Source organism: Marinobacterium mangrovicola (assembly GCF_004339595.1).
GTDB lineage: Bacteria > Pseudomonadota > Gammaproteobacteria > Pseudomonadales > Balneatricaceae > Marinobacterium_D > Marinobacterium_D mangrovicola.
The window spans coordinates 102898-126734 of sequence record NZ_SMFU01000009.1; the positions used below are offsets into that span (position 1 = coordinate 102898).

General features: G+C 58.3%; 27 protein-coding genes. 12 read left to right on the forward strand and 15 right to left on the reverse strand.

What is annotated here, in order from left to right; translation table 11 throughout:
- Positions 1-93: 93 nt before the first annotated feature.
- Positions 94-1557, reverse strand: coding sequence for a C13 family peptidase (locus CLV83_RS12910; protein WP_165900306.1), 1464 nt, complete (start codon positions 1555-1557; stop codon positions 94-96).
- Positions 1558-2073: 516 nt separating this feature from the next.
- Between CLV83_RS12910 and CLV83_RS12915 the strand changes: the two genes are divergently transcribed.
- Positions 2074-3348 carry an acetylornithine transaminase gene (locus CLV83_RS12915; protein ID WP_243642384.1) on the forward strand — a complete coding sequence of 425 codons (1275 nt, stop codon included), beginning with the start codon at positions 2074-2076 and terminating at the stop codon, positions 3346-3348.
- A 150-nt stretch (positions 3349-3498) separates the two neighbouring features.
- Here the strand turns inward: CLV83_RS12915 and CLV83_RS12920 are convergent, their stop codons facing one another.
- The 6 genes from CLV83_RS12920 to CLV83_RS12945 form a co-directional block, all read right to left on the reverse strand.
- Entirely contained in the window at positions 3499-3876 is a 378-nt protein-coding gene (locus tag CLV83_RS12920; protein WP_207894882.1) for a hypothetical protein, read from the reverse strand.
- 12 nt (positions 3877-3888) lie between these two features.
- Positions 3889-5220 carry a sulfite oxidase gene (locus tag CLV83_RS12925; RefSeq protein WP_132293030.1) on the reverse strand — a complete coding sequence of 444 codons (1332 nt, stop codon included), beginning with the start codon at positions 5218-5220 and terminating at the stop codon, positions 3889-3891.
- Between the two features lie 296 nt (positions 5221-5516).
- Positions 5517-5819, reverse strand: coding sequence for a DsrE family protein (locus tag CLV83_RS12930; protein WP_132293032.1), 303 nt, complete (start codon positions 5817-5819; stop codon positions 5517-5519).
- 17 nt (positions 5820-5836) lie between these two features.
- Entirely contained in the window at positions 5837-6568 is a 732-nt protein-coding gene (locus tag CLV83_RS12935; RefSeq protein WP_132293034.1) for an ABC transporter ATP-binding protein, read from the reverse strand.
- Positions 6553-7335 carry an ABC transporter permease gene (locus tag CLV83_RS12940; RefSeq protein ID WP_243642385.1) on the reverse strand — a complete coding sequence of 261 codons (783 nt, stop codon included), beginning with the start codon at positions 7333-7335 and terminating at the stop codon, positions 6553-6555. The genes CLV83_RS12935 and CLV83_RS12940 overlap by 16 nt, the downstream gene beginning before the upstream one ends.
- A 9-nt stretch (positions 7336-7344) precedes the next feature.
- On the reverse strand, positions 7345-8364 hold the full coding sequence (locus tag CLV83_RS12945) for an ABC transporter substrate-binding protein (RefSeq protein ID WP_132293036.1): 1020 nt from the start codon (positions 8362-8364) through the stop codon (positions 7345-7347).
- A gap of 244 nt (positions 8365-8608) precedes the next feature.
- On the opposite strand from CLV83_RS12945, the gene CLV83_RS12950 reads away from it, so the two are divergent.
- Positions 8609-9406: a TSUP family transporter gene (locus CLV83_RS12950; protein ID WP_132293038.1), complete on the forward strand. Its 798-nt coding sequence runs from the start codon at positions 8609-8611 to the stop codon at positions 9404-9406.
- A gap of 100 nt (positions 9407-9506) precedes the next feature.
- A complete protein-coding gene (locus CLV83_RS12955) occupies positions 9507-10076 on the forward strand; it encodes a DJ-1/PfpI family protein (protein ID WP_132293040.1) in 570 nt (189 codons plus the stop codon).
- Positions 10077-10185: 109 nt separating this feature from the next.
- Here CLV83_RS12955 and CLV83_RS12960 read toward each other — a convergent pair whose 3' ends face one another.
- Positions 10186-10533: a DUF4870 family protein gene (locus tag CLV83_RS12960; protein WP_132293042.1), complete on the reverse strand. Its 348-nt coding sequence runs from the start codon at positions 10531-10533 to the stop codon at positions 10186-10188.
- A gap of 176 nt (positions 10534-10709) precedes the next feature.
- On the opposite strand from CLV83_RS12960, the gene CLV83_RS12965 reads away from it, so the two are divergent.
- Entirely contained in the window at positions 10710-11240 is a 531-nt protein-coding gene (locus tag CLV83_RS12965; RefSeq protein ID WP_132293044.1) for a DUF3750 domain-containing protein, read from the forward strand.
- A gap of 90 nt (positions 11241-11330) precedes the next feature.
- A complete protein-coding gene (locus CLV83_RS12970) occupies positions 11331-11819 on the forward strand; it encodes a YaiI/YqxD family protein (RefSeq protein ID WP_132293046.1) in 489 nt (162 codons plus the stop codon).
- Here CLV83_RS12970 and CLV83_RS12975 read toward each other — a convergent pair.
- The 3 genes from CLV83_RS12975 to CLV83_RS22605 all read right to left on the reverse strand — a co-directional run bounded on the left by CLV83_RS12975 (position 11816) and on the right by CLV83_RS22605 (position 12958).
- Positions 11816-12223 carry a DNA-J related domain-containing protein gene (locus tag CLV83_RS12975; RefSeq protein ID WP_165900307.1) on the reverse strand — a complete coding sequence of 136 codons (408 nt, stop codon included), beginning with the start codon at positions 12221-12223 and terminating at the stop codon, positions 11816-11818. The genes CLV83_RS12970 and CLV83_RS12975 overlap by 4 nt on opposite strands.
- Positions 12224-12273: 50 nt before the next feature.
- On the reverse strand, positions 12274-12609 hold the full coding sequence (locus CLV83_RS12980) for a hypothetical protein (RefSeq protein WP_132293051.1): 336 nt from the start codon (positions 12607-12609) through the stop codon (positions 12274-12276).
- A 205-nt stretch (positions 12610-12814) separates the two neighbouring features.
- Entirely contained in the window at positions 12815-12958 is a 144-nt protein-coding gene (locus tag CLV83_RS22605; RefSeq protein ID WP_160115578.1) for a hypothetical protein, read from the reverse strand.
- A 222-nt stretch (positions 12959-13180) separates the two neighbouring features.
- On the opposite strand from CLV83_RS22605, the gene CLV83_RS12985 reads away from it, so the two are divergent.
- Both CLV83_RS12985 and CLV83_RS12990 read left to right on the forward strand, forming a co-directional pair.
- Positions 13181-13381, forward strand: a complete 201-nt coding sequence (locus tag CLV83_RS12985) for a hypothetical protein (RefSeq protein WP_132293054.1) — start codon at positions 13181-13183, stop codon at positions 13379-13381.
- A gap of 544 nt (positions 13382-13925) precedes the next feature.
- Complete coding sequence (locus CLV83_RS12990; protein ID WP_104005546.1) at positions 13926-14186, forward strand: hypothetical protein; 261 nt, start codon at positions 13926-13928, stop codon at positions 14184-14186.
- A gap of 84 nt (positions 14187-14270) precedes the next feature.
- Here CLV83_RS12990 and CLV83_RS12995 read toward each other — a convergent pair whose 3' ends face one another.
- Both CLV83_RS12995 and pdxH read right to left on the reverse strand, forming a co-directional pair.
- Positions 14271-14738, reverse strand: coding sequence for an FKBP-type peptidyl-prolyl cis-trans isomerase (locus tag CLV83_RS12995; protein ID WP_132293057.1), 468 nt, complete (start codon positions 14736-14738; stop codon positions 14271-14273).
- 50 nt (positions 14739-14788) lie between these two features.
- Positions 14789-15439: a pyridoxamine 5'-phosphate oxidase gene (pdxH, locus tag CLV83_RS13000; RefSeq protein ID WP_132293060.1), complete on the reverse strand. Its 651-nt coding sequence runs from the start codon at positions 15437-15439 to the stop codon at positions 14789-14791.
- A 106-nt stretch (positions 15440-15545) separates the two neighbouring features.
- Between pdxH and CLV83_RS13005 the strand changes: the two genes are divergently transcribed.
- From CLV83_RS13005 to CLV83_RS13020, 4 genes are read left to right on the forward strand one after another with little or no spacing between them, the layout of a single operon-like run.
- Entirely contained in the window at positions 15546-16205 is a 660-nt protein-coding gene (locus CLV83_RS13005) for a paraquat-inducible protein A (protein ID WP_132293063.1), read from the forward strand.
- Positions 16198-16833: a paraquat-inducible protein A gene (locus CLV83_RS13010; RefSeq protein WP_132293066.1), complete on the forward strand. Its 636-nt coding sequence runs from the start codon at positions 16198-16200 to the stop codon at positions 16831-16833. Before CLV83_RS13005 ends, CLV83_RS13010 begins: the two co-directional genes overlap by 8 nt.
- Positions 16823-19519 carry a PqiB family protein gene (locus CLV83_RS13015; protein WP_132293069.1) on the forward strand — a complete coding sequence of 899 codons (2697 nt, stop codon included), beginning with the start codon at positions 16823-16825 and terminating at the stop codon, positions 19517-19519. Before CLV83_RS13010 ends, CLV83_RS13015 begins: the two co-directional genes overlap by 11 nt.
- Positions 19516-20208: a hypothetical protein gene (locus CLV83_RS13020; RefSeq protein WP_132293072.1), complete on the forward strand. Its 693-nt coding sequence runs from the start codon at positions 19516-19518 to the stop codon at positions 20206-20208. Before CLV83_RS13015 ends, CLV83_RS13020 begins: the two co-directional genes overlap by 4 nt.
- Positions 20209-20231: 23 nt before the next feature.
- Here CLV83_RS13020 and CLV83_RS13025 read toward each other — a convergent pair whose 3' ends face one another.
- The gene (locus CLV83_RS13025; protein WP_132293075.1) at positions 20232-21266 is read right to left on the reverse strand and encodes a hypothetical protein; all 1035 of its coding nucleotides are present in this window, start codon (positions 21264-21266) and stop codon (positions 20232-20234) included.
- Between the two features lie 9 nt (positions 21267-21275).
- Positions 21276-22151, reverse strand: a complete 876-nt coding sequence (locus CLV83_RS13030) for an alpha/beta fold hydrolase (RefSeq protein ID WP_132293078.1) — start codon at positions 22149-22151, stop codon at positions 21276-21278.
- A gap of 314 nt (positions 22152-22465) precedes the next feature.
- Here CLV83_RS13030 and CLV83_RS13035 point away from each other — a divergent pair, with 314 nt between their 5' ends.
- The gene (locus CLV83_RS13035) at positions 22466-23836 is read left to right on the forward strand and encodes a class II fumarate hydratase (protein ID WP_132293080.1); all 1371 of its coding nucleotides are present in this window, start codon (positions 22466-22468) and stop codon (positions 23834-23836) included.
- Position 23837 lies beyond the last annotated feature (1 nt).

Here is a 23837-nt window from a genome sequence, read left to right on the forward strand (position 1 = left end):
CGGTCGCTCGGTGTGTCTAAATCAGGCTATCTCTAATCTATGGGTACGCACGGCAGCGAAAAAAAGATGTCTCTGCCAAGAAGGTTCTGCCGATCAGCGCTCCTTATTTGCATCCAAGCTACAGGGCCTGCGACCGGTATCAAGTCTGCACGCTTCGCTACGCTCGGCCAGCTCGATGGTTTCGCTGATACTGGGCTCCTCGTAGAGCAGCTCCAGCTTGGCCGCTATTTCAGTGCCGACAAAGCGCTGCGGTCGGGATGGGGTAAAACCATCCTTTTGCTCACGTTCGGTGACCCAGTCACGGGCCAGATCAAAGGCCTCGATAAAGCGCGGTTCCCGCGGCAGTGCCTGACGGAAGTAGGCATCGCCGAAGTAGGTAAAGTCGCTTTGCGAGCCGCAACCAAAGGAGCTGCGATCCTCTGCCGCGGCCGTGATGACCAAGGACTGCGGCGACTTCAACGCCTCGACAAAACCACCTGAGTAGCAGCTGGACACCAGCAGCATCCGCCACTGGATACCGGCTCTATCCAGCGCCTGGCGCAACTGCTCAGGTGTCAGGTCGTTCAGGCCAAGATTACCCAATTGCAGTGAAAAGTAATGATCGGGACTGCCGTGGGAAGTCATGAACAGGAACAGCAGGTCCTCATCCAGGTTCATCTTCGCCGCGATACCATCCAGAGCCGTCTGCAGGTTCGGCGCGTTGGCCAACGGATAGCGCTCCGTAGTCGCCGGGTTATTGGCCAGTACCAGGGAGTGCGAGCCGGTGCCGAAGTCGCTGTCGAACTGCTCGCGCACGTGTTCCACTTCCTTGAGGAAAACATTCTCTTCACCGTAGCCACCCAGCGCCAGCAGGTAGAGTTCGGTCTTGCCCTCCTCCCCTGGCTCAAGCCGTGACAGGCCAGCAGCCAGCAGTTCCGGCTGGGCGTAGTAGATCTTTTCCACATCCAGCTCCGGCGCCGGTTCGCTGTACTCCTGTGGATAGTCGGTGTACCAGAGCGGAATCTGCGGAAACAGCCAGAAGCTGCCCAGCAGACCCAGCGGAAACAGCACCGCAGTCGACGCCACCCTCGGCCAGCGCAGGCCAGGGTTGAGCTTCAGGGCCCGGCTCAACACCAGCCACTGCCAGCCGAAGAAAGCGAGCAGCCCGGCCCAGTAATAGGTGTAGGGCAGCTCAAGCCGCAGCAAGAGTTCACTGACCGGGTGCGTCAGCACCAGGATAGGCAACTGCGCCGCTGCTACGGCCAACAAAGTGCGGCCGAATACCCGGGCGCCGCCACCGGCCATGCGGGCGACCACCAGCAACAGCAGAATAACCAGCAGATTCACCGCCGCCAGGTAGTTGGCGCCGTAAGGGCTGAACGCCCGCGGTGGATCAACCGTGAAGAAGGCAAGCGCCACCTGCAGCAGAGCCAACAGCGCAAAAAGCGCGATCAGCTGTCCCAGCGAATAATGAAAACGAAGACTGCGCAGGGTAAAGCCGAACGCCAGCCCACAGCCCGCCTTCAGGTTGGTCATCAGATTAGCAACCGGATTTCCCGCTCCTTGCTGCACCTGCATGGTTTCGCTTCCTCTGAATAAAACCGGATTAGCGACCGCGTCGACACCCGAGAATAGATAGCCAACCATCAATAGAAGGCTTTCGATAGTCAACGCGGCACTTGATTCTGCCAGTGTACCGGAATGTGACCGAGGCCGTATTTCCACGCTGATATGTAAGGGTCAATCTCGGTACAAAAATTTCGCCTGTAGGCCTATTCCCTGGTCAGAAAAACTCTGGAATACTCCAACACATGACTAACACTTCCGCGCTCCGACGACAGGCTCACTCCACAAGGTTCACCTTGGGATTACGCCTGCCTGCCCGATAAGCGCTGATCGCCTGAGTCACTCAGGCTGATTCTTTCGACAAAGGCCGCCGGTATCCCCGGCGGCCTTTGTCGTTTCTGGCGTTTAGCAACCAAACGCCCTGCGCTCTTGCTTTGAGCATTAACCAGATCCAACCACTCAATTTTATTAACGGATACCGTCGGCACGGACAGAGCAATGCCGTGTCGACGATACAGAGGAACTCCCATGTCTATTTTTAAGAGCAAAAGCTCGATGAACCCAAGCTCCACGCACACAGGCCTCAACAACAGCCTCAACAACAGCCTCAAAAACAGCCTCAAAAACAGCTTCAACAACAGCGATTACAACGCCCTGATGCAGATAGCACCGCGGCCGGAAATCACCTTTACACGGGGTGCCGGCAGCTACCTTTTCGATGAACAGAACAACGCCTGGCTCGACTTCGTTCAGGGCTGGGCCGTGAATACCCTGGGCCACAGCCCTCAAGCCATAAGCGGTGCGCTGATCGCGCAGAGCCAGACACTGCTCAATCCTGGCCCCGCGTTTTATAACGGCCCGGCGGTGAAGCTGGCCAACCGGCTGACGACACTCAGCGGAATGGACCAGGTGTTCTTTGCCAACAGCGGCGCCGAAGCCAACGAAGGCGCAATCAAACTGGCGCGGAAATGGGGCAGCAAACATAAGAACGGCGCCTGGAAAATCATCACCTTTGAAAACGGCTTTCATGGCCGGACCCTGGCCACCATGTCCGCCACTGGCAAGCCGGCATTCGAGCCGCTGTTCAACCCCAAGGTGCCCGGCTTCACCAAGGTACCCTATGGCGACCTGGACGCGGTTGCTGCCGCTATCGACTCGGAGACCTGCGCCATCATGCTGGAGCCGATTCAGGGCGAAGCAGGAGTCGTTCCGGCCAGCGCCGAGTTTCTACAAGGCCTGCGCGCGCTGGCCGATCAACATAACCTGCTGCTGATGCTGGACGAGGTGCAAACCGGCATCGGCCGGACCGGCTCGCTGTTTAGGTACCAGGCGCTGGGGATCGAACCGGATGTACTGACCCTGGCCAAGGGCCTCGGCGGTGGCGTGCCGATCTCCGCCCTGCTGGCGAAACAGCACGCCAGCTGCTTCGATTACGGCGATCAGGGCGGCACCTTCAACGGCAACCCGCTGGTCTGCGCCGCTGCATTGGCGGTGATCGAGCAGGTGACTTCTGAGGGTTTTATGGAACAGGTTAACCTGAGCAGCCAGACACTGAGCGAACTGCTCACCGACCTTTCCAGCCAATACGGCATGGGCCAGGTGCGGGGTGCGGGACTGCTGCTGGCCCTGGATACCGGCAGGATCGACGCGCCCACGCTGGTAAAACACGCCTTCGATCTGGGGCTGATGCTGAATGCTCCAAGGCCCAACAGCCTGAGGTTTATGCCCGCGTTGAATGTCAGCGGCGAAGAGATTGTCGAGATGGGCAGGCTTCTGGAGATGGCGATTCAACGCACCCTATAAATTACGCCGCGATTGATCTGTTGGGTTACGACGTCCGCCGTGCAGCCTTAAATCGACACCGCAGCAGACCCCGCTACACAAAGGCCCGGCCCGCCCAAAGTTCAGGCGGGTCGGGCACAGGGGCAGAGCAACCTTCCCCTGACTTTGCGCTTATCCCCCCGAGTCCTGTTTGGCGGCCTTGTAGGGGTTTTCAGGCATCATGGACGGCGGCAGTGGCGGCCTGCGGGCGCCCTCTTTCGGTCCATAGTGCTTAGCGAGGTAATCGAGAATGGTGTTTTCCATCTCCGGCGGCAGCGGCCAGAGGCCCTGGGTTTCCTGCATCCAGCGGATCAGGTATTCCCAGCGGTTACGGGAACCGGCATTCTGCGTCACCAACGCACCTGAGTGGCACGCGGTACAGGTGGATTTCACCGTTTCCCAGCCCTCATCGATCACCAGCCCGCTATCCGGATCCGTTTCCGCCCAGGCTCCCAGAGGAGCCACAAGCGCCAGCGGCAACAGCAGCCGGCGCATTCGTCGCGCTAACATGGCCAGACCTCCTCAGACTATCTGTACCGCGATGCGGTGACAGGCGTTGTTGAGATAGCCTTTCGGGTTCCATCCGGGAACGACCATCGGTTGCGAGTGACCTTCGGAGTCCGTGGCCTTGGCCCAGATCTCGTAGTAGCCGATCTCGGGGAAGTCGACCACCGTGCTCCAGCGCTGCCAGGCCAGGCGGTTGGCCGGGGCTTTCAGCTCCACTTCCATCCAGGTGGCACCAAAGTCGATAGACACCTGCACCTTGTCCACCGCCAGATCCCCTGCCCAGGCATGGCCGCGTACGACCAGCTTTTCACCCTTGGATTGGGTTAGCCCTGATTCGGGATAGGTAATCAACGACTTCACCGGCATCGATTCTATGGTGACAAAGTCGGACTTGGGTACATCGGTCCCCGGCGCCACCGGATGCCTCGGCACACTGTAGGAGGGAGCTCCCATCTTGGTGCCATCGTGTTTCTGGTTACGGATCACGATCCGCTGCAGCCATTTGCCGGAGACAGACCCCGGCCAGCCGCCACAGACCACACGCAACGGGTAACCGTTGAGGTAGGGAATATCCTCGCCATTCATTGCCCAGGCGATAAGCGACTCATCCTCCAGCGCTTTGTGCATCGGAACGCCACGGGAGATCGGGTCGCGGCTTGGATCGCCGCTGACATGGGTATCAGCGCCGTAATAACCGATGTAGACCGCATCGTCCTTTATCCCACAGGCTTCCAGCACATCGCGCAGGCGCACGCCGGTAAAGGTCGGGCAGGCCACTGCACCGGTGGTCCACTGGTTACCGCTGGCGGAAGGCACATATTCACTGCGACCGTTACCGCCGCATTCGATCTGCAGCTGATAGGTGTGGTGCTGGAATTTCTGTTTCAGCTCGGCGATGGTAAAACTCATCGGATTAACGCAGGACTCACCTTCGATGCGCACTTCCCAGGTGGCCGGGTCGATATTCTCGATGGCCGGCGGAATGCCGTTGTTACGCACAAACATGCGGCTTCCAGGGGTGATATCGTCATCAAGCAGATGCGCCGGAGTTTCCGCATTGATCGGTCGATCATTAAGAATGGTCAGGCCATCTTTGCCGTCCAGCATGAAGGGTTCATGCTCATCAGCCAAAGCGACGGGAATGAGGCCCGAAGGCATTTTATCGGCGAAGGGAATTGCTGCGGCGCCAATCGCCGCCCCCATAGCGGCCAGGCCGCTTTTCTTTAGAAATCCGCGCCGAGACTCCGGATCGACCACCCGTCCCCAGACAAGGCGGTCCGCCTTTTCGGGATCTTCGGCGTACAACTCATGCAGGCCGCGCGTTTCTCTCTCTTTATCTTTGGACATCACGCACTCTCCTCAGGGCCCGGTTCAGGAGTTCAGCGTGACAGGCAAGCGAGCACGTTATTCCTTGTCGAATAACGGCGCCAGACCTTCACTGTTTACCGGGCATATTTTTATAGGTATTACCCTTTGGAACCAGTCAGGGGAGCGATGTTTAAATCAGGGCCTCCCGAGCAACCAGCCGAAACACTGTTGGTTTCAATACACGTCGGTTTCAAGCCTAGCAGCTCGGATTAAATTCAGCTTTCCTTATATAAAAATATTCTAATAGGTTTTGGAATTATAAACCTGTTCCACGCTTACGCTCGGATATAAGCCCATCCGGCCGCCTGCTGCCGTGCCAGATGCTGCACCGCCGCGGCAACCACACGCACGCCCTCGGGCTCCTGTAGTTGCTGCCCGTCCAGACTGTTACGGCAGAGCACCAGCAGTGGCAGAATTTCTGCGTCAGTAATCAACACAGCCACAGCCGCTGCCGGGCCGTTGACGACGATCTCGACCTCCGCGTCATCCTCAAGCTTGAGCAGGTTACGGGCATTGTTCTGTGCACGCTTAAGCGCCTCGAGTGTGGGCGCGTGGATCATCAGCTTGATCGCCGCCATGGGTCAATCCTCAACAATCAGATAGCTCGGGAGATTTCATCCGCCAGGTTCTGTAGCTCTTCAGCGCCGCGTCCGCGCGGCCGCGGCAGATCGATCCGACGGTCTAATGCAATTTTAGCAGGCGAGCCGGCCAGCACGATGACACGGTCGGCCAGATAGACCGCCTCTTCAATATCGTGGGTGATAAACAGCACCGCCTTTTGGGTTTCATCCCAGATGCTGAGCAGTTGGTCCTGCAGATGACGCCGGGTGATCGCATCCACAGCGCTGAACGGCTCATCCATCAGCAGCAGATGCGGATGCACCGCCAGGGCACGGGCGATACCGCCACGCTGCACCTGGCCACCGGAAAGCTGATGCGGCCAACGATCGGCCAGTTCTTCCAGACGCGCAAGCTTGAGCACTTCGTCAACACGTTCGCGTTTCTGCTCGGCGGTGAGCTTCAGGCCCTTGAGGCCGTATGCCACGTTGGCGCGCAGCCGGCGCCAGGGCATCAGCCGGCCATCCTGAAAAACGATGCCGCGACGGCGGCGGGTGTCATCATGGGGAACGTTAAGTGAAATCGAGCCGCCGCTGGATTCAGCAAGGCCAGCGACACAACGCAGCAACGTTGACTTACCCACGCCGGAGCCGCCTACCACGGCGATAAACTCACCAGGCTCCACCCGCAGATTCAGCCCGCTAAAGACCGGGCTCTCGCTGTTGCCGTAGTGGTAACTGAGATTGTCGATATTCAGGATGGACGCCATGTGAGGACTCGCTTCTCGACCTGGGCAAAAAGAGTATCGCTGAGGGTATACACCAGCGAGATAACCAGCATGTAGACAACAACCGCCTCATAGGCGCCGACGCCGGCGGCGGAGTTCATCTCCTGCCCCATGCCCGGCACGCCGAGCAGTTCGGCGGCAATCAACGTCATCCACGCCTGGCCAATACCGGTACGGATCCCGGAGAAGATCCCCGGCGCCGCGCCCGGCAGAGTCACCTGCAACGCCTGGCGCAGATAACCGTTCTGACCAAAGGCGCGCGCCAGCTCATAGTATTTCGGGTCCACATGGCGCACCGCGGAATAGGTGGCGAAGTAGTTCACCCAGAACACGCCGATGGCGATAACAAACGCAGCGCCGGCGTGGCTCACCTTGAACCAGGCGATGGCGAAGACCACCCAGGCCAGCGGCGGAATCGGGCGCAGAATACGCGCCAGCCAGGCATGCAGTGCATCCATCATCGATGAAGACGCCGCTACTGTGCCGACCAGAAAACCAAACAGGGTACCCAACGCCAGACCCCAGGCGTAATGCACCAGGCTCGACAGAATCGCTGGTAGCAGACGATCCGAGTTCCACTCATCCATCAGCGCCTGCGGCAGCAGAAACGGATCGGGAATGGTACCGGAGGGCGCCCAGCCGGAGACCTGGGCAAATTTCCACAGCGCAACAAACGCCGCCACGCCGACTAAACCAAGCAAGGCCCGCCCCCAGGGGGAGCGAGCCATAGGATGCACCTGTTGCGTCATTGCTAGCGTTTACTCCTGAACCAGCTCATCGTAGAAACGGGTATCGAACAGGGTGCTCAGATCAACTTCCGCCTTCAGCGAACCCAGCTCTGCCTGGAAATCGCGCATGGTGCGGGTGCCGTCGATGATGGCGTTGGGATCAGCTTCGAATTGATCGTGGGAACGCTGCAGCGCCTTGAGCACGATATCCGCCGGCAGACGACCGCCGCCAACGTACTTACCCACCGCCTTGGCGGCTTCTTCCGGCTGATCGCGTAGTTGATTGGTGGCGTCGATATGCGCTTTCACCAGCGCTTTGACCAGTTCCGGCTGCTCGCTGATCAGGCTCTCACGCACCGCCAACACGGCACCGGGCTGATGTGGGAACATCTCGGAGCCAGCGGCAACGACCTGAGCGTCATCCCTGCGATCCAGCACGATGCTGACAATCGGCTCCAGAATCGCCGCACCGTCTACGGCGCCGGTCATCAGTGACTGCTGCACCTGGGCGGCGCCCTGGTAGATGATGTCGATATTATCGTTGATCTGCTGCTCGCTCAGACCCAGCTGATGACGCAGCCAGTACTGCAGCACCGTCTCCGGCACCGAGCCCTGAGGGAAGGTGGTGATAACCGCTTTGCGTCCCTTATCCGCCTGGAAACGTGCAAAGGCTGTAGCCGCTTCGCCATCGGTAAAATAGGGAGCCAGCTCACCCAGAGAGATCAGGCTGATCTGCTCAACGATGTTGGAGGCTACCACCTTGATATCCGCCCCCTTGGCGCGAGCCACCATGGCCGGCCCAATGCCCATGTAAGCCACATCAAGCTGACCGGCCAGCAACGCCTGCACAATGGCGGGGCCGTTCTGGAACTTGATCAGATCGGGATCGCTGACGCCCGCCTGGTTCAGGGCATCCCCCTCCAGCACCACAAAGGACTGGGATACCGGAATAATCGGCATGTAGCCGATCTCCAGGGACTTGTCTGCAGCAAAGGTAAGACCGCTCCAACCCATTAACAGGACGGAAACGAGAGCAAATAGACGACGCATGGCGAGACTCCGGCTGAAGTGTAAATCAGAGGAGACAATCCTATATAAACAAAAACAAAGTAAAAAGGTCGGATTAAGATCTTTTGGCAATATCAATAGTTGCGAATGTAATCCCTGCCGCAGCCTTTCCGTTCAGTGTTATTGCCTCCGAAGCAGACGTTACGAACCTTTTCCGGGATAATTTACCGCACCTTTGCAGTTGCAAAGCAGCATCCACACACTCGCCACCCGGGACACTCGCACCATGGAACTGGACCTCAGTCTGATCCTGCTACTTCTACTGACCGGCCTTGGCGCCGGCACCATCGACGCCATCGCCGGCGGCGGCGGGTTAATCACTTTGCCGGTGCTACTCGCCAGCGGCCTGAGCCCGGTGCAGGCACTGGCCACCAACAAACTGCAGGGCAGTTTCGGCACCCTGGCCGCCACGCTTTATTTCGTGCGCAAAAAACTGGTGAATCTGCGCGAGATGCGCACGATGATCATCTGCACCTTTATCGGTTCAGCACTGGGTACGGTAATGGTCCAGCTGATAGACAGCAGTATTCTCGCAGCGATCATGCCGGCGCTGCTGATACTGATCGCACTCTACTTTGCGTTTTCACCGAAAATCGGTGATCAGGACCTTGACCGCCGCATCAGCGTGCTGCTGTTCAGCACCGCTATCACTTTCGCCGTGGGCTTTTACGATGGTTTTTTTGGCCCCGGTACCGGCACCTTTTTCACCCTCGCCTTTGTCACTCTGGCGGGCTTTGGTCTCGCCCGCGCCACGGCGCATACCAAGGTCCTTAACTTCACCTCGAATATCGCATCGCTGCTGTTCTTTTTGTTCAGCGGGCACATCGTCTGGCTGGCCGGCTTCGCCATGGCGGTTGGACAGCTGATCGGCGGCCAGCTAGGCGCCCGGCTGGTCGTCAGCCGCGGTACAAAACTGGTGCGCCCGCTGATTGTCATCATCACTCTGCTGATGTCAGCTAAACTGCTGCTGGACCGATTTGGGCTCTCACCCGGCGAGCTGGCCACTAGAGTTTTCGGCGGCTAAGCCCAACACTTCGGCCGGAACATTTTCCTTTAGCGGCGTTCCCAATCATTGCATCCGCGCTTTAAGGGCGTTTTATAAGGCATTCCATCAAGGAGAGAGAGTGATGAGCAAAAAGATTCTGATGATCACCGGCGACTTCACCGAAGATTACGAAACCATGGTGCCCTTCCAGACCCTGCTAGCCGTGGGACATCAGGTAGATGCGGTTTGCCCGGATAAGAAAGCGGGCGACAGCGTAGCCACCGCGATCCATGACTTTGAAGGTGATCAGACCTACAGCGAAAAGCCGGGGCATCGCTTCGCGCTGAATGCCAGTTTCGACGAGATCGACCCCGCCGCCTATGACGCACTGGTGATCCCCGGAGGTCGCGCGCCGGAGTACCTGCGGCTGAACAGCGATGTGATCAAGATGGTGCGCCACTTTTTCGACACCAACAAACCGGTGGCAGCGATCTGTCATGGCGCTCAGCTGCTGGCCGCCGCTGATGTGCTGAAGGGACGTCGCTGTTCCGCTTATCCGGCCTGCTCACCGGAGGTACGACTGGCCGGTGGCGAGTTCGCCGAGATCGAAGTGGATCAGGCCACCACCGATGGCAACCTGGTCACCGCACCGGCCTGGCCCGCGCATCCGGCCTGGCTTTCTCAGTTTATGGCCCTGCTCAACAGCTAGGGCTTCGCGCCCAGCGCGATAGACCACCCCTGCCGGGCCGGCATCTGCGTCGGCCCGCGCCTCCCCTGCCATTTCAGGCCGGAGGCTTCTGGCAATTCATGCCTGGGAATCACCATTCATACATCGGCTTGCCGTCGCTAAGACGCAACCAGCCCTTGATAATCCGATAGATCACCCAGACCGTATTGATAGCCAGGATCAGGTAACCGACCAGAATAATGATCGACAGGAAACCGGTAATAAACCAAAAGACGCTGAACCAGAAGGTACGTATCTGCCAGCGAAAGTGAGATTCGTAGAGGGTGCCGCGGACATCCGGCTGCTTGACGTAGTTGATAATCACCGCGACCAGAAAGGTAATACCGATTAAGAAAGAGGCCGCCTGCAAAGCATAAACAAGCGTGGTGATGTTCTTGAGATTCCGGTCTTCGTCTTCTGGTATCAGGGTATCGCTCATGGACCTGCCTTGAAAAAACGTCGTGAACAAAGAGAGGATTTAAGCGGTCAGTATGACAAGGAAGCGTTGCTGCTCCAAGCAGTGCTACCTCGCCGCCCCACCTTCGCCGTCGCTGCTGTCGACTAGCCACCGAGCAGCGCTCGGCCGCTGAAACTGTCACACCAAGGGAGAGACAGATGTTGAAACGCATATCCGCCATTTTTCTGCTGGCCGCACTGGTGGCCGGCTGTTCCAACGATGGCTGGCAAACAGCAAGCCGCGAGTCCGCCGGCATCGCACCGCCAGCATCGGATACGCCCGAGGCGGTGATCCAGGTTTATGCCGCCGATGCCTGGGGCTGGCGAGGTATATTCGCGGTTCACACCTGGATCGCCATAAAACCCAGCAACGCCGACAGTTATACCGTTCACGAAGTGGTCGGATGGCGCGAGCGTCGTGGACTTCCGGTGCTGAGGTCTGTTCAGGATCAGCCGGACCGTTACTGGTACGGCGCCCGTCCAGAAGTGATCTACGACCTGCGCGGACCCGAAGCGGATGAGCTGATTCCCAAGATTCAGTCGGCGGTGGAAAACTACCCGTGGAAAGACGAGTATCGTGTGTTCCCAGGCCCCAACAGCAACACCTTCCCCGCCTGGGTGGGTTTACAGGTTCCGGAAATGGAACTGGATATGCCGTTCAGGGCTATAGGCTCAAGCTGGGCCGACTGAACTGCTGGTAGATGCGAGACCGCTGGTCTAGAGTGGCGGCCTCGCACTCGATCGCGGTCGGGTGCCCTCAGCTAACCAACGAGAGCCGTAATGAAAATCTGGGTAGATGCGGACGCCTGTCCGGTGGTGATCAAAGAGATTATTTTCCGCGCCGCTGAACGCGCCGGTATAGAAACCACACTGGTAGCCAACCAGTATATTCGCACGCCGCCGTCGAAACTGATCAAGGCGATTCAGGTGAGCCAGGGGTTCGATATCGCCGATAATGAAATCGTGCGTCGTGTCGAATCCGGCGATCTGGTGATCACCAGCGATATCCCGCTGGCGGCCGAGGTGATCGAGAAAGGCGCTCTGGCGCTCAGCCCCCGCGGTGAACTGCTCACTGCCAATAATGTGAAAGCGCGCCTGAACATGCGCGACTTTTACGAGACATTGAGATCCAGCGGCATCCAGACTGCCGGCCCCGCAGCCCTGAGCCAGACGGACCGGCGCGAGTTCGCCCGACACCTGGATACACTGATCGCACGCGCCAAACGCCAGGTCAGCGCAAAACCACCGGCATCGAATAAAGACGCCTAATGCGGTAACGATGGCTTGTCGTTTAACGCGGCCATCATCCGATCGATATCTTCCGCCGTGGTCTCGCTGTATTCATTCCAGTCCAGATAATACTCGGCAAGCTGGGGATACCACTCCGGCTCCTGCTCCGGCGACTCTGCCCGCTGACGCTCGTGCAGCTCGATATGCAGCGGCGAGATCTCCAGCACACGATTTTCCTCCTGCCAGAGAATATCCTGCAGATCGTAGAGCGCATTCATGATCAGAAAATGTTTGCGATACAGCGGTAGCAATCCCGGCCCCGCGCCGTTTTGATCCTCGAACAGCCTTTGCCGATCCAGCGCTTTCATCAGACTGTATTCGCTGATGCCATCTGGATGATCACGCAGTACAGCGAGAACCTGAGGCAATACCGGGTTAACCATAAGCAAACCTGCCTTGTTCATTGACCAACTGACTAAATTATAGACAGGCTTCAGTGACCCGGCAGAGGCTCTATAACGGGGATATCGAAGTGCACGGCCAGGCTATCCACGACCGCGTTCAGAGATTGCCCCTCCAACGCATCGAAGAGTGCGGCACTTGCCGAGCTCGGTGGGTATTCCAGATGCAGGCCATAGCGCTCTTCCGCCTGACCGAGGGTATAGAGATAAGCGCGCAGTTGAGGATCTTCCGGGTGACAGATAAACACAGCACAGCGGTCACAGTCCGTTGCTTCGTCGACACGAAACGCAGACTCGCCTAAACGGGTCTGCAGCAGCAGTAACAGGTGCCGGATACTCTGATCCTTATCCATGGCCCAGATATTCATGGAAACGTCCTCGGTTCACTTAACCCCCTCGTCATCATACGCCGCATCCAACGAATCTGAACACCAGCCCGCCGATTTAGTTTCTCTTCCAGGTATCAAGCTCGTGAGCTGAAAAGACAAAAAAAGGCCCGCTCTGAGGCGGGCCTTTTTCACGAGGATCAAGCTTAACCGGGAGCCAAGCCTGGCACTTCTGAATCCGTGTCTCTTATTTGTGCTTCGGTTCTTCGTTCATCAGATGGCGGACTTTGATAAACGCCCAGACCATCACGCCGGCCATGGCAACAACACCGATTACACTGGGTACAAGAACTTCGAGGCTGTAGGCATCAACACCAAACATAGCGGTCACCCTTTCTTCTCTTTTAACGTTGGAGATAGAGTAACGCTGAACCTTTCGGAGAATATTGACTCAGCTCAAGCAAGCCTCCACTCCATTTCTGGCTTGAAAAAAAGGCTCATTTATCCCATTACTGAAATTGAGCAGATGCAATAACCTGGCAGGAAGTACGAGGCGCAAAAAACGTTTCACATAAACAACCTGCACGCAGACTTGTCTTACAAGGAGAAGAAAATGCCCACCAAAATGAAAATCTGGTCAGCTGAACAGCTCAAACAGATGAACGAGGAGCGGTTCCTGGTCGAGATGCTGGATATGTTCCGCTATACCCCCGAGCTCAGCGAAAGTGACGAGTCTGTAAAAGAGATCCGTGCACATCTGACCCGCGTTGAAGACGCGCTGCGCGCCCGCCTCGCCGTCACCAAAGAGCTGTAAGCCCGCCACAACCGCCGCACCATAGATCCGGGCAGGTTCAGCCTGTCCGGACAGAGCCCTTCACACCCCGCCTCGGCCCGGTTTCTAAAGCCTTCGCCCCTTCGAGACCACGTTTACCCTTAGCCTGCGTCCCACCTGTCGCCCTGATCCGCCTGCTTGCCTGAGCCCTGCGCCTCCTCGCCACTTGAACCACAACCTCAGCTGAGCTCCAGCACAACGTCATAAAAATAGCGCACATCACAAAATCAACAGATCATTTTCATAGTATTGATTATTCATTAATCACTTTTAACTACTTATTGTTCTAATACGATTTTCTTAAGGCACAAAAGCTTCTAAGGCTCTCAGACAGAAAAACATCGTAATTTCAGTCACTTACATCACCATGCTTTAAGCCGCCCGCCCTTCATTAAAAAAGTTTAAAAACCCTTTACAAACAGCCACTTAAAACACCACAAAAAGCAATATAAATTTGCGATAGATCATTATCGGTTATAAAATAATCAATAGATAAATAACGATGAATCACTAAAGGATTAAAACAATGCAGGAACGGGAAATTAAGCTTCTTTTCAAGGCGGGAGTATTTGAGTCGTGCCAGGCCATTCCGATTTCGATGTCTCGTGGCTGGACTTTGAAGTTTCTAATGCGTGATGGCGAAGTGGTGGTATTAAATCTTCAACGCTCTAAAGGCGAGCGTGAATTTAAAAGCCTGGATGGCGCTGCGGCAGTGGCGCGACGTATAGGGTTTGAATGGTTGAATGTGCAGATCGGTGATCTGAAATGGCGCGAGAAGGTATCCTGAGCCGGTCCGGGGATCGGCAGCTCAGGATATTAAGGAAAGGAAATCAGGAGAGAATTAAGCGTATAACTCGCGGAACAATCCGGCTCAGTTGCTGACACTCAAATCCGCCAGTTCCTGCTCAGTTGCGGCACGAACATCGACCACGGCAACATTGAAGGCCAGATCCATGCCGGCATAGGGATGGTTAAGATCCAGCTCAACTTCCCGGGTATCCAGGTTGAGAACACGGGCCAGTGCAGGCTTGCCTGATTCATCGTTTACCTGCACCAGCGCGCCCTTGCGCAGGCTTTTGACGCCGGCAAAAGCTTCACGCTCAACCGTTTCAATCAGGCTCTCGTCCCGGGGGCCGTAAGCCTGTTCAGCGTTCAGTTCAATACTGAAGCTTTCCCCCGCTTCACGACCATCCAGTGCGGCTTCCAGGCCGGGCACGATCTGACCATGGCCATGCAGGTAACTCAGCACCGGATCATCATCCGCAGGAGCCGCCAGCGGCTCACCCACCGGCGCCAGTGAGTAACGAAAGAAAACGGCGGAATCTTGGGTAATTTTCATCTGACTTTCCGGTAATAGGTTTGCTTCGGCGGTGGCTTTACTCAACCGGCTCAGGGCTGAAGACGATCCACCTGCCACTTACCGTCGTCCAGGGAAAAGACGAAACGGTCGTGAAGACGGTTCTCACGTCCCTGCCAGAACTCGAAACGCTCCGGCACCAGGCGGTAGCCGCCCCAGGTTTCAGGACAGCGGATATTACCATCCTCATGGGCAGCGCTCATCTCGCTGACCGCTTTTTCCAGCGTCGCACGGCTGTCTACCGGCGAGCTCTGGTGAGATACGGCGGCGCTGAGGCGGCTTCCCAGCGGACGGGCGTTGAAGTAACGCTCACCAAAGGCATACTCCAGCTTCTCGACAGGTCCGCGAATCCGCACCTGACGCTCCAGGCCGTACCAGTAGAACATAATCTCAGCGTAAGGGTTCTGTGCCAGGTGCTGCCCCTTTTCGCTGCGGAAATCAGTAAACCAACAGAAGCCATGGTTGTCGAAGTGCTTGAGCAGTACGATGCGGGCACCCGGGCGCCCTTCGCTGTCAGCGGTAGCCAGTGTCATCGAAGTGGCATCGTCCGGGTGGGCAACCAACGCCTTGTCGAACCAGCTCTGAAACTGTTCAAACGGATCGTCGCGCAGGTCCGCCTTATGCAGGCCTTCAGCAACGTATTCCCGTCTCAGGGCACTGATGTCACTATTCTGGTTTGCCATTACGTTCTCCTGTGGGAAACTTCGAAGGCGGTACTATAAACGATAAGCCTGCTGATTTTCTGCGTCGGATCATGCCGAACGCGGTTTGCCTTAAACCGGGAGATTAATGAGTACCCTGGCCCCTGATACACGTATCGCCTGCCATGAATGCGACCTGCTACTTTCTCGACCCGAGATCAGCGGTGATCAGGTAGTCTACTGTCCGCGCTGCGGTTCACGGCTGATATCCAGCCACCCCAACAGCGTGGAACGCTCCCTGGCCCTGGCCATCGCCGGCCTGATACTGCTGCTGCCGGCCAATCTGTTCCCGGTGCTGAGCCTGGAAGTGCTTGGCAGGCATCAACAGCAGACGATTTTCTCCAGTGCCATGGCGTTATACGAAGACAGCCTGCCGCTGGTTTCCCTCTGTATTCTGCTGTTTGCCATCCTCGTACCCTGCACCAAGTTTCTGTTGCTGGCTTACCTCTCTCTGGCACTGCACCTGCGTCGGCGCTGGCCGGGTTTGCCACTGGCGATGCGCGCCCTTCACCATCTCGATGAGTGGAGCATGCTGGAGGTCTACCTGATCAGCGTGCTGGTCTCCGTGGTCAAACTGGTGGATATAGCGGAGGTGCACCCGGGCCTGGGTCTTTACTCCCTGGGGGCGCTGATATTGATCACAGCGCTGAGCTCATCACAGATGGATGAAGACCTGTTCTGGCACCAGATCGATGATCTGAGCAGCGCCACGGGAAATACAGCTGGCAAAGGAGTCCGGCATGAATAACTGGCGCCACAGCGCCCTGGCCCAGGGCCTTATCCGCTGCCACGACTGCGGCGCACTCTGGCCATTGCAGCAGGAACATACCCACTGCCCGCGCTGCCAGGCGATGCTGCATGCGCGTACGCCGGATTCGCTGAAACGCACCTGGGCCCTGTTGCTGACCGCCACGCTGTTGCTGCTGCCGGCGAACCTATTGCCGATCATGCGGGTCACTACCCTGGGTCAGGGGGAACCCTCGACCATTTTTGGCGGCGTGCTGCAGCTGGCCCATCACGGGCTCTGGGGCATCGCCTTTGTGGTACTGGCTGCCAGTATTCTGATTCCGGTAGGCAAGATCATTGCGCTATGTGCACTGCTGTTAGCGATCCAACGCGGCTGGACCACCAATATGCAGCAGAAGATGGTGATGTTCCGCGTGGTTCACTGGATCGGCCGCTGGTCGATGCTGGATATTTTTGTCGTCGGTATACTGGTCGCCCTGGTTCAGTTCGGCAATCTGGCCTACATCGATGGTCAGGCCGGCGCCATCGCCTTTGCCGGCGTCGTCATTTTCACCATGCTGGCCGCCGGCACTCTCGATACCCGGTTGATCTGGGACCGCCACCTTCAGGAGAACCCGCGTGGATCCTAAGTCTGATACGAACTCCGATAATCCATCCCCCGGCGAAATCCGCCCCCGGGTGCGGCGCCACCGCGGCCCCTCCGCGGTCTGGATTCTGCCGCTGCTGGCGGCCCTGATCGCCGGCTGGCTGGTGTTCAAAAGCTACAACGATGCCGGCGTTATGGTCGATGTGGTATTCAGCTCCGCTGAGGGTCTGGAGGAGAACAAAACTCAGGTAATCTACCGCGGTCTGCCCAGCGGTACCGTGCGCAGCCTGAGGCTCAATGACGATCTGCAAAGCGTTACCGCACAGATTGAGATCGCTACCCACGCCGAATCGCTGCTGCATGAAAAAACCCAGTTCTGGCTGGTGAAACCGCAGATATCACTCTCCGGTGTGCGCGGGCTGGAGACTCTGGTCTCCGGCCACTACATTGGCATTCGCCCTGGCGATGGGCCAGAGACACGTCAGTTCATTGCTGCCGATGAACCACCGCCGGCAATCCGTGATCAGGATGGGCTCTACATCACCCTGTTTGCCGATTCCGTCAGTGCGGTGCGGCGCGGCTCCCCGGTCTATTACCGCGACGTCAACGTGGGCGAGGTGATCGATTATCGCCTCAGCGCCAACGATGACCAGATCCTGGTGGATCTGTTTGTGGAACAGCAGTACGCCCACCTGGTGAAAAAACACTCCCGCTTCTGGAACGCCAGCAGCCTGGAGGTTAAGGGCAAGTTTCCCGATATCGATTTCCGCCTCGGTTCCCTGGCTACCATCATCGCCGGCGGGGTGCACTTTTACACACCTGACCCGCAGGAAAACCCCGCCGCCGAGGATGGCGACCAGTTCCGACTGTTCGCCGACTACGAAGCCGCCGAGGACGGCGTTCCTGTACAGCTGACCTTCCCCGCCGACACTCAGCTGAGCCCCGGCACCGAGGTACGCACCGGTGGTGTCCGTATTGGTCGCGTGCGCGACATCAAGTTCAGCGATGACTTCCAGACGCTGCATGCGCAGCTGCTGATCGACCCCCGCGCTCGTCCTTTGCTGCGCGCCGGCAGCCGCTTCTGGCTGGTGGAACCGAGCCTCAGCTCCGGCGAGCTGAACCTGCAGAAACTGCTGGGCGGCCAGTATATCGAGCTGGCCCCCGGGCCCGGCCGTGAGACCTTCAACTTCACTGCAATGGCGGAGGCTCCGGCGAAACTGCCGGTGCAGCAAGGCGTAGAGCTGGAGCTGATCAGCGATGAACTGGGCTCGATCAATCGCGGCTCGCCGCTGCTTTACCGGCAATTGCCGGTGGGTGAAGTCAACGGCTACGAGCTGACCGCCGATGGCAGCCAGGTGCTTATTCACGCCGTGATCAAGGAGAAATACCGCCAGCTGATCGGCAGCCACACCCGCTTCTGGAACAGCAGCGGCATCCGTTTCGCCGCCGACCTGGACGGCGTTTCGCTGGAAACCGGCAGCGCACAGACGCTGCTTCGAGGCGGCATCAGCCTGTTTAATCCGGGCAATAACCCCGGCAAGCAGGTCGTAGCGCCACGGCGCTTCAACCTGTACACAGATCGCGAGAGCGCAACCGAGAGCGGCGACCTCGATAGCGGCAGCGCCGGGTTGAAGCTGACACTGGAGGCTCCGCAGTTAGGTGCCGTCGCCGTGGGCTCACCGGTGCTATATCGCGGGCTGGAGGTCGGCGAGGTCAGCCACTATCACCTTGGCGATACCGGCCGTTCGGTGCTGATCGATCTGACCATCGCCCCCGAGCACAGCCAGTTACTGAACGGCAGCAGCCGCTTCTGGATCTCCGGCGGTATCGAAGCTCGTGCCAGCCTGCAGGAGGGTGTCCAGGTCAACACAGGTTCACTGAAACAGCTGGTAAAGGGCGGCATCGCCTTTGATACCCCTGAGGGTGGAGACGCCCTTACAACGGCGCAACGCTTCCGCCTCTACCCTGACCGGCAGGCCGCACAGGAGCAAGCACTGCAGATCCAGATCAGCTTTTCACCCGGCGCAGAACTGGCACCGGGTGCAGCGATCAACTATCGCGGTCAGCAGGTTGGGCGTATCGACAGTATCCGCGTGGTCAGCGCCAACGGCGCCCGCATCGCAAAGGCAAGCCTGTTCCATGAAGCCGCTTTCCTGGCCCGGGAGGGCACCCGGTTCTGGATCAAAGAACCACAGATCCGTCTCAGCGGGATCCTTAACCCCACCAATGTGCTGTTTGGTAACCAGGTGGAAGCCCTGCCCGGTGACGGAACCGACACAAGAGCTATCGCCCACGACTTTATCGCCCTGCGCGAGCCGCCCGCCTACCAGCCGCAGCCGGGGTTGACGGTGGAGCTTCACGCCCGCGAGCTTGGCTCAATCGGGCTCGGTAGCCCGGTGCTCTATAGGCAGGTGCCGGTGGGTGAGGTGACCGGGTACGAGATCAATCTTCGGGGTGATGGCGTGAAGGTTTATGCCCATATTCGTCCCAGCCATGCGACACTGGTGCGCAGTTCCAGCCGCTTCTTCAACGAGAGCGGCGTCAAGAGTCACGCTGGCCTGTTCAGTGGCCTGGATATCAAGCTCGCCAGCCTGGAGACACTGGTCGGCGGCGGCGTCAGTTTCACCACCGGTGACCTCAGCGCGCCTGCGGTAAAGGAACTTACCGTATTCAGATTGGATGATGAGGCTCCGCCGATGAGCCAAGAGACGCAAGGAGAGAGTCAATGAGTCGAGTGCTCGGCCTGGTTTTGATCATACTGGCGCTGCAGGGTTGCGCCAGCGGCGGCAAAGCACGCCCCTTTGAAATAAAGAACCTGGCCAAGTCCGATATCGATATGGTGGCCGACTCCCATATCCGCGCGCTCAACGACCTGGTGCGCGAACTCACTATCAAGCTCTACAAGCGGAATCCCAGAGAACTGAAAAAGGGCCCGCCCGGTATCACTGTGAGCCGGCGACTGCAGCTGCTGCTGGATTCGCCGCGGCTGATCAATCACCCCGAGCTGAACGGCCGCTACGGCATCGATGCGATACCACTGGCGTTTGAGCCAGACTTTCGCGGCGACCGGGTGTTTGCGCTGATGGTGGGTATCAGCGGCATGCTGCATGCTTCCTACAGCTACCGCGACGAGTTTTTCATGCTGAACGATATCGATCAGCAGAAGCTGTTCAACTCCGCCCGCAACCTGGAAGCGATCGCCTGGCGCCTGAATAACCGCCGCCTGCCCAATGGCGATCTGTTTCTACTCTCCAACGGCATCGCCGACAACGGCGTACCCAATTACAGTTTCGAACGCATTTTTGGCAAACTGATAGCCTACCAGGACATGATGGCGCAGATCGTGTCCGACAAGACCAACCGCGCCATCAACTCGGTGGTCGTGGGGTTTGCATCCACCACGCTGCTGCCGATTTAATGCCGGCGGACTCAGCCTTCTGCTTACAGGCTGAACTCCACACCACCCTGGCGTGATGTCAGTAGCGGCCGCCCCGTATTGATCAGAATGTCGCTGATCTTGTGGTTTTCATTCAGGTCCAGGCAGATATCCACCTTGCCGGGCAGCTCCTCCAGCATGGCGCGGGTCAGGCGCTCATAGTGGGCGATAAAGCGGCGGATCTCGGAAGGATTCATGATTCGCAGATGCGAAGTCGGCTGCTGGGTGTCGTAGATATAGCGCACCCGTTCGGCCAGTTTTTCCTCCTGCTGAGCGCGCCACTGATACACCGCCTGCATGCTCGGCACTTTCAACATCAGGACCAGGTCCAGATACTCGAACAGCTGCTGATAGGGTCCCGCCAGCTGCGCATTGACGTAACGGCGCCAGACACCGTCCGGGTCTTCATCCGCTTCCAGCGAGTTCACCGCCTGCGCCAGCTCCGCTTCGGTTTGCGGCTCCGCGCCGACACACCAGCCTTCAAACACGATCACATCCACAGGCCCTAGCCACTCCTGCCAAACCGTGGGCGGACAGCGGTCATCGATGGATTTGTCGAACACCGGTATCTTGGTCAGCGTATCGGGCCCGGCATGGAGCAGTGACTCCAGCAGTTCGATACCCAGGGCGACGTCGTGGGTACCGGGCACGCCACGGGTCTCCATCAGCGGATGCACCTCACGCCCCAGCTCTTCACGCTCGGCGCGGGTACGATACAGATCATCGATAGAGAAGCCGATGACGCGCAAACCAAACCCCTCCTCGAGAATCACCTCGATCAGGTTAAACAGGGTGGATTTTCCCGCCCCCTGAGCGCCGTTGATACCCACCACCAGCGGTTTGCTCTGCCCACGCTGACGCTCCACCAGCCAGGCCGCGAGGGGTACATAGATCTGCTCAAACATCTCCTTCAGACCTATATCCACCTGCAGCGACTCCAGCGTGGGCGCGAACGCCTTTTCCACCGCCTGCACGGCACGACGACGTTCTTCAGCACTGAGCATCAGCTGTTCTCTGGGCCAACGGGTAAGCAGACTCATAGTTCCTCTTTACAGCTCCTCTTTGTCGGTAAATACCTGTGATTGCGTAGCCCGCAACCACTCGACCAATAATGCGATCTGATCTTTGCTCATCAGCGCCGGCGCATGGCCGATGCCTTCAAGGCTGTGTATCTGCAGATCCTGCTTGCGCGCCTGCATCTGCTCTACCGTATCGGTTCTGAGCACATCAGAGTCGCGACCGTGCAGCAAAAGCTGCGGGCAGGCCACCTGCTCCCAGAGCGACCAGATATCCACATCCGCCTGGGCGTTCTCTGCCGCGTTGATGGCGATGGCCGGGTCGTAATGCAGCCCCAACCGGCCATCCTCACACACCCGCTGACCGTGGGTCACCAGGTGCTGCCACTGGCGATCACTGATTCCGGCAAAGGCTGTGTAGAGATCACGCAGCCAGCTTTCCATGGCGTTTTCGTCATCGAAGCGGTGATCCCCCAGGTAGCCTGCGATCCTCTGCAGCGCCGTTTGGGGGATGAACGGACCAATATCATTCAGCACCAGGCGGCGGATCGGCGTATTCGGCTGCGCCGCCAGACAGATGCCGATCAGCCCACCGAGGGAGGTGCCGATCCAGTCCACCCGGGCAGCGTCCACCCGGGCGATCAGCGCGACCATATCCTGGACATACTGCACCAGTGAGTAATCCTTCGGATTGGCAAGCCAGTCACTCTCGCCCCGGCCCGGCAGGTCCGGGCAGATCACACGGTAATTGCGACTCAGCGCCAACGCCAGCTCGTCAAAGTCGCGGCTGTTGCGCGCCATTCCATGAACACAGATCAGCACCCGCTCGTTACTGGCGCTGCCCCACTCCTGATAATGCAGGCGATGAAATCCGCCGCTGTCCAAAGAGAGTATGTTTCCTCGTCGCATCGCTATCCTCCCGCCGCTTTTTTATTTTTATCCTGAAAGCTGTGCAGATCCGGCGCAGTCTCCTGTGCCGGGCAGATCTCTACTATAACCCGCCGAGGCAGAGCTCGCCTTAGGCTCTATAGCAGCAACATCCAATTGAAACTTATCCACGTATTATCTGCCCCATAGAGAGGAAGTGTGGCTGGGTCGCAACACACAGTCCCATCTGTTGTGATTCCGTCGATGTAAACCATACTCAAAGATACTCTGAGCGTCTGTCTCGGAACCCCGAGTTTTCGGCAGGCACCAGTGGTAACAGACACATAGGAGGGTGTATGACGCGCACAGAACATGACAGCCTGGGCCAGGTCGAAGTACCTGAAGAGGCGCTCTACGGCGCCCAGACCCAGCGAGCCGTAAACAACTTCCAGATCAGTGACCGCCGCATGCCGGCGCCCTTTCTTATCGCCCTGGCGCAGATCAAGGCGGCCTGTGCCCAGACCAACGCGGAACTGGGACTGCTCGACGAAGAGCACAGCAAGGCGATCATCGCCGCCTGCGACCGGATCGTCGCCGGCGAGTTTCACGATCAGTTCCCGGTTGATGTGTTCCAGACCGGTTCCGGCACCAGCAGCAACATGAACATGAACGAGGTGCTCTCCCACCTGATCGAGAAAGACGCAGGGCTCACGCTGCACCCTAACGATCATATCAACATGAGCCAGAGCTCCAACGACGTGATCCCCACGGCGCTGCACCTGAGCGCCCTGAGCGAGCTGCAGATCAAACTGATCCCGGCACTGCGCCATCTGAAAAATGCGATCCGCCGCAAGAGTTCCGACCTTAATGACTTGGTCAAAACCGGCCGCACCCACCTGATGGACGCGATGCCGGTGACCATGGGACAGGAACTGAGCGGCTGGCAGCAGCAGATCAAGGCGTCGGTAGAAAGGCTGGAGCAGACCGCACCACGCCTGGCAGAGCTGGCCCAGGGCGGTACCGCCGTGGGCACCGGCATCAACTCACCGACCACCTTTCCGCGCCTGTTCTGCCGTAACCTCAGCGCCCGCACCGGGATGACGCTGTCCCCGGCGCCGAACCGCTTTACCGCGCTGTCGAGCCAGGACACGGCGCTGGAACTCTCCGCTAACCTTCGCACCTGCGCTACTTCCATTATCAAGATCGCCGATGATCTGCGCTGGATGAACTCCGGCCCACTGGCGGGGCTTGGCGAGATCGAACTGGAAGCCTTGCAGCCAGGCTCATCGATTATGCCCGGCAAGGTAAACCCGGTGATTCCGGAAGCGGTGCTGATGACCTGCATGCAGGTGTGCGGCAACGACACAACCGTGGCGCTCAGCGCCCAGCGCAGCAACTTCCAGCTTAACGTGATGCTGCCGGTGATCGCCTACAACTTGCTGGACAGCATCGCGCTGCTGACCAATGCGGCCGAGAGCCTGGCAGACAAGGCGATCCGCAGCTTCAAGGTACGTGAAGATGTGATCAACGCGGCGCTGTCACGCAACCCGATTCTGGTAACCGCGCTTAACCGCGTCATCGGCTATGAGAAGGCCGCTGCGCTGGCGAAACAGGCCTACGCCGAGGGTCGTCCGATCATCGACGTGGTGGAGCAGGAAACCGACCTGAGCCGAGAGGAACTGGAGCAGATGCTGGACCCTGCTCAGCTCACCGGTCCTTCACAGTAGT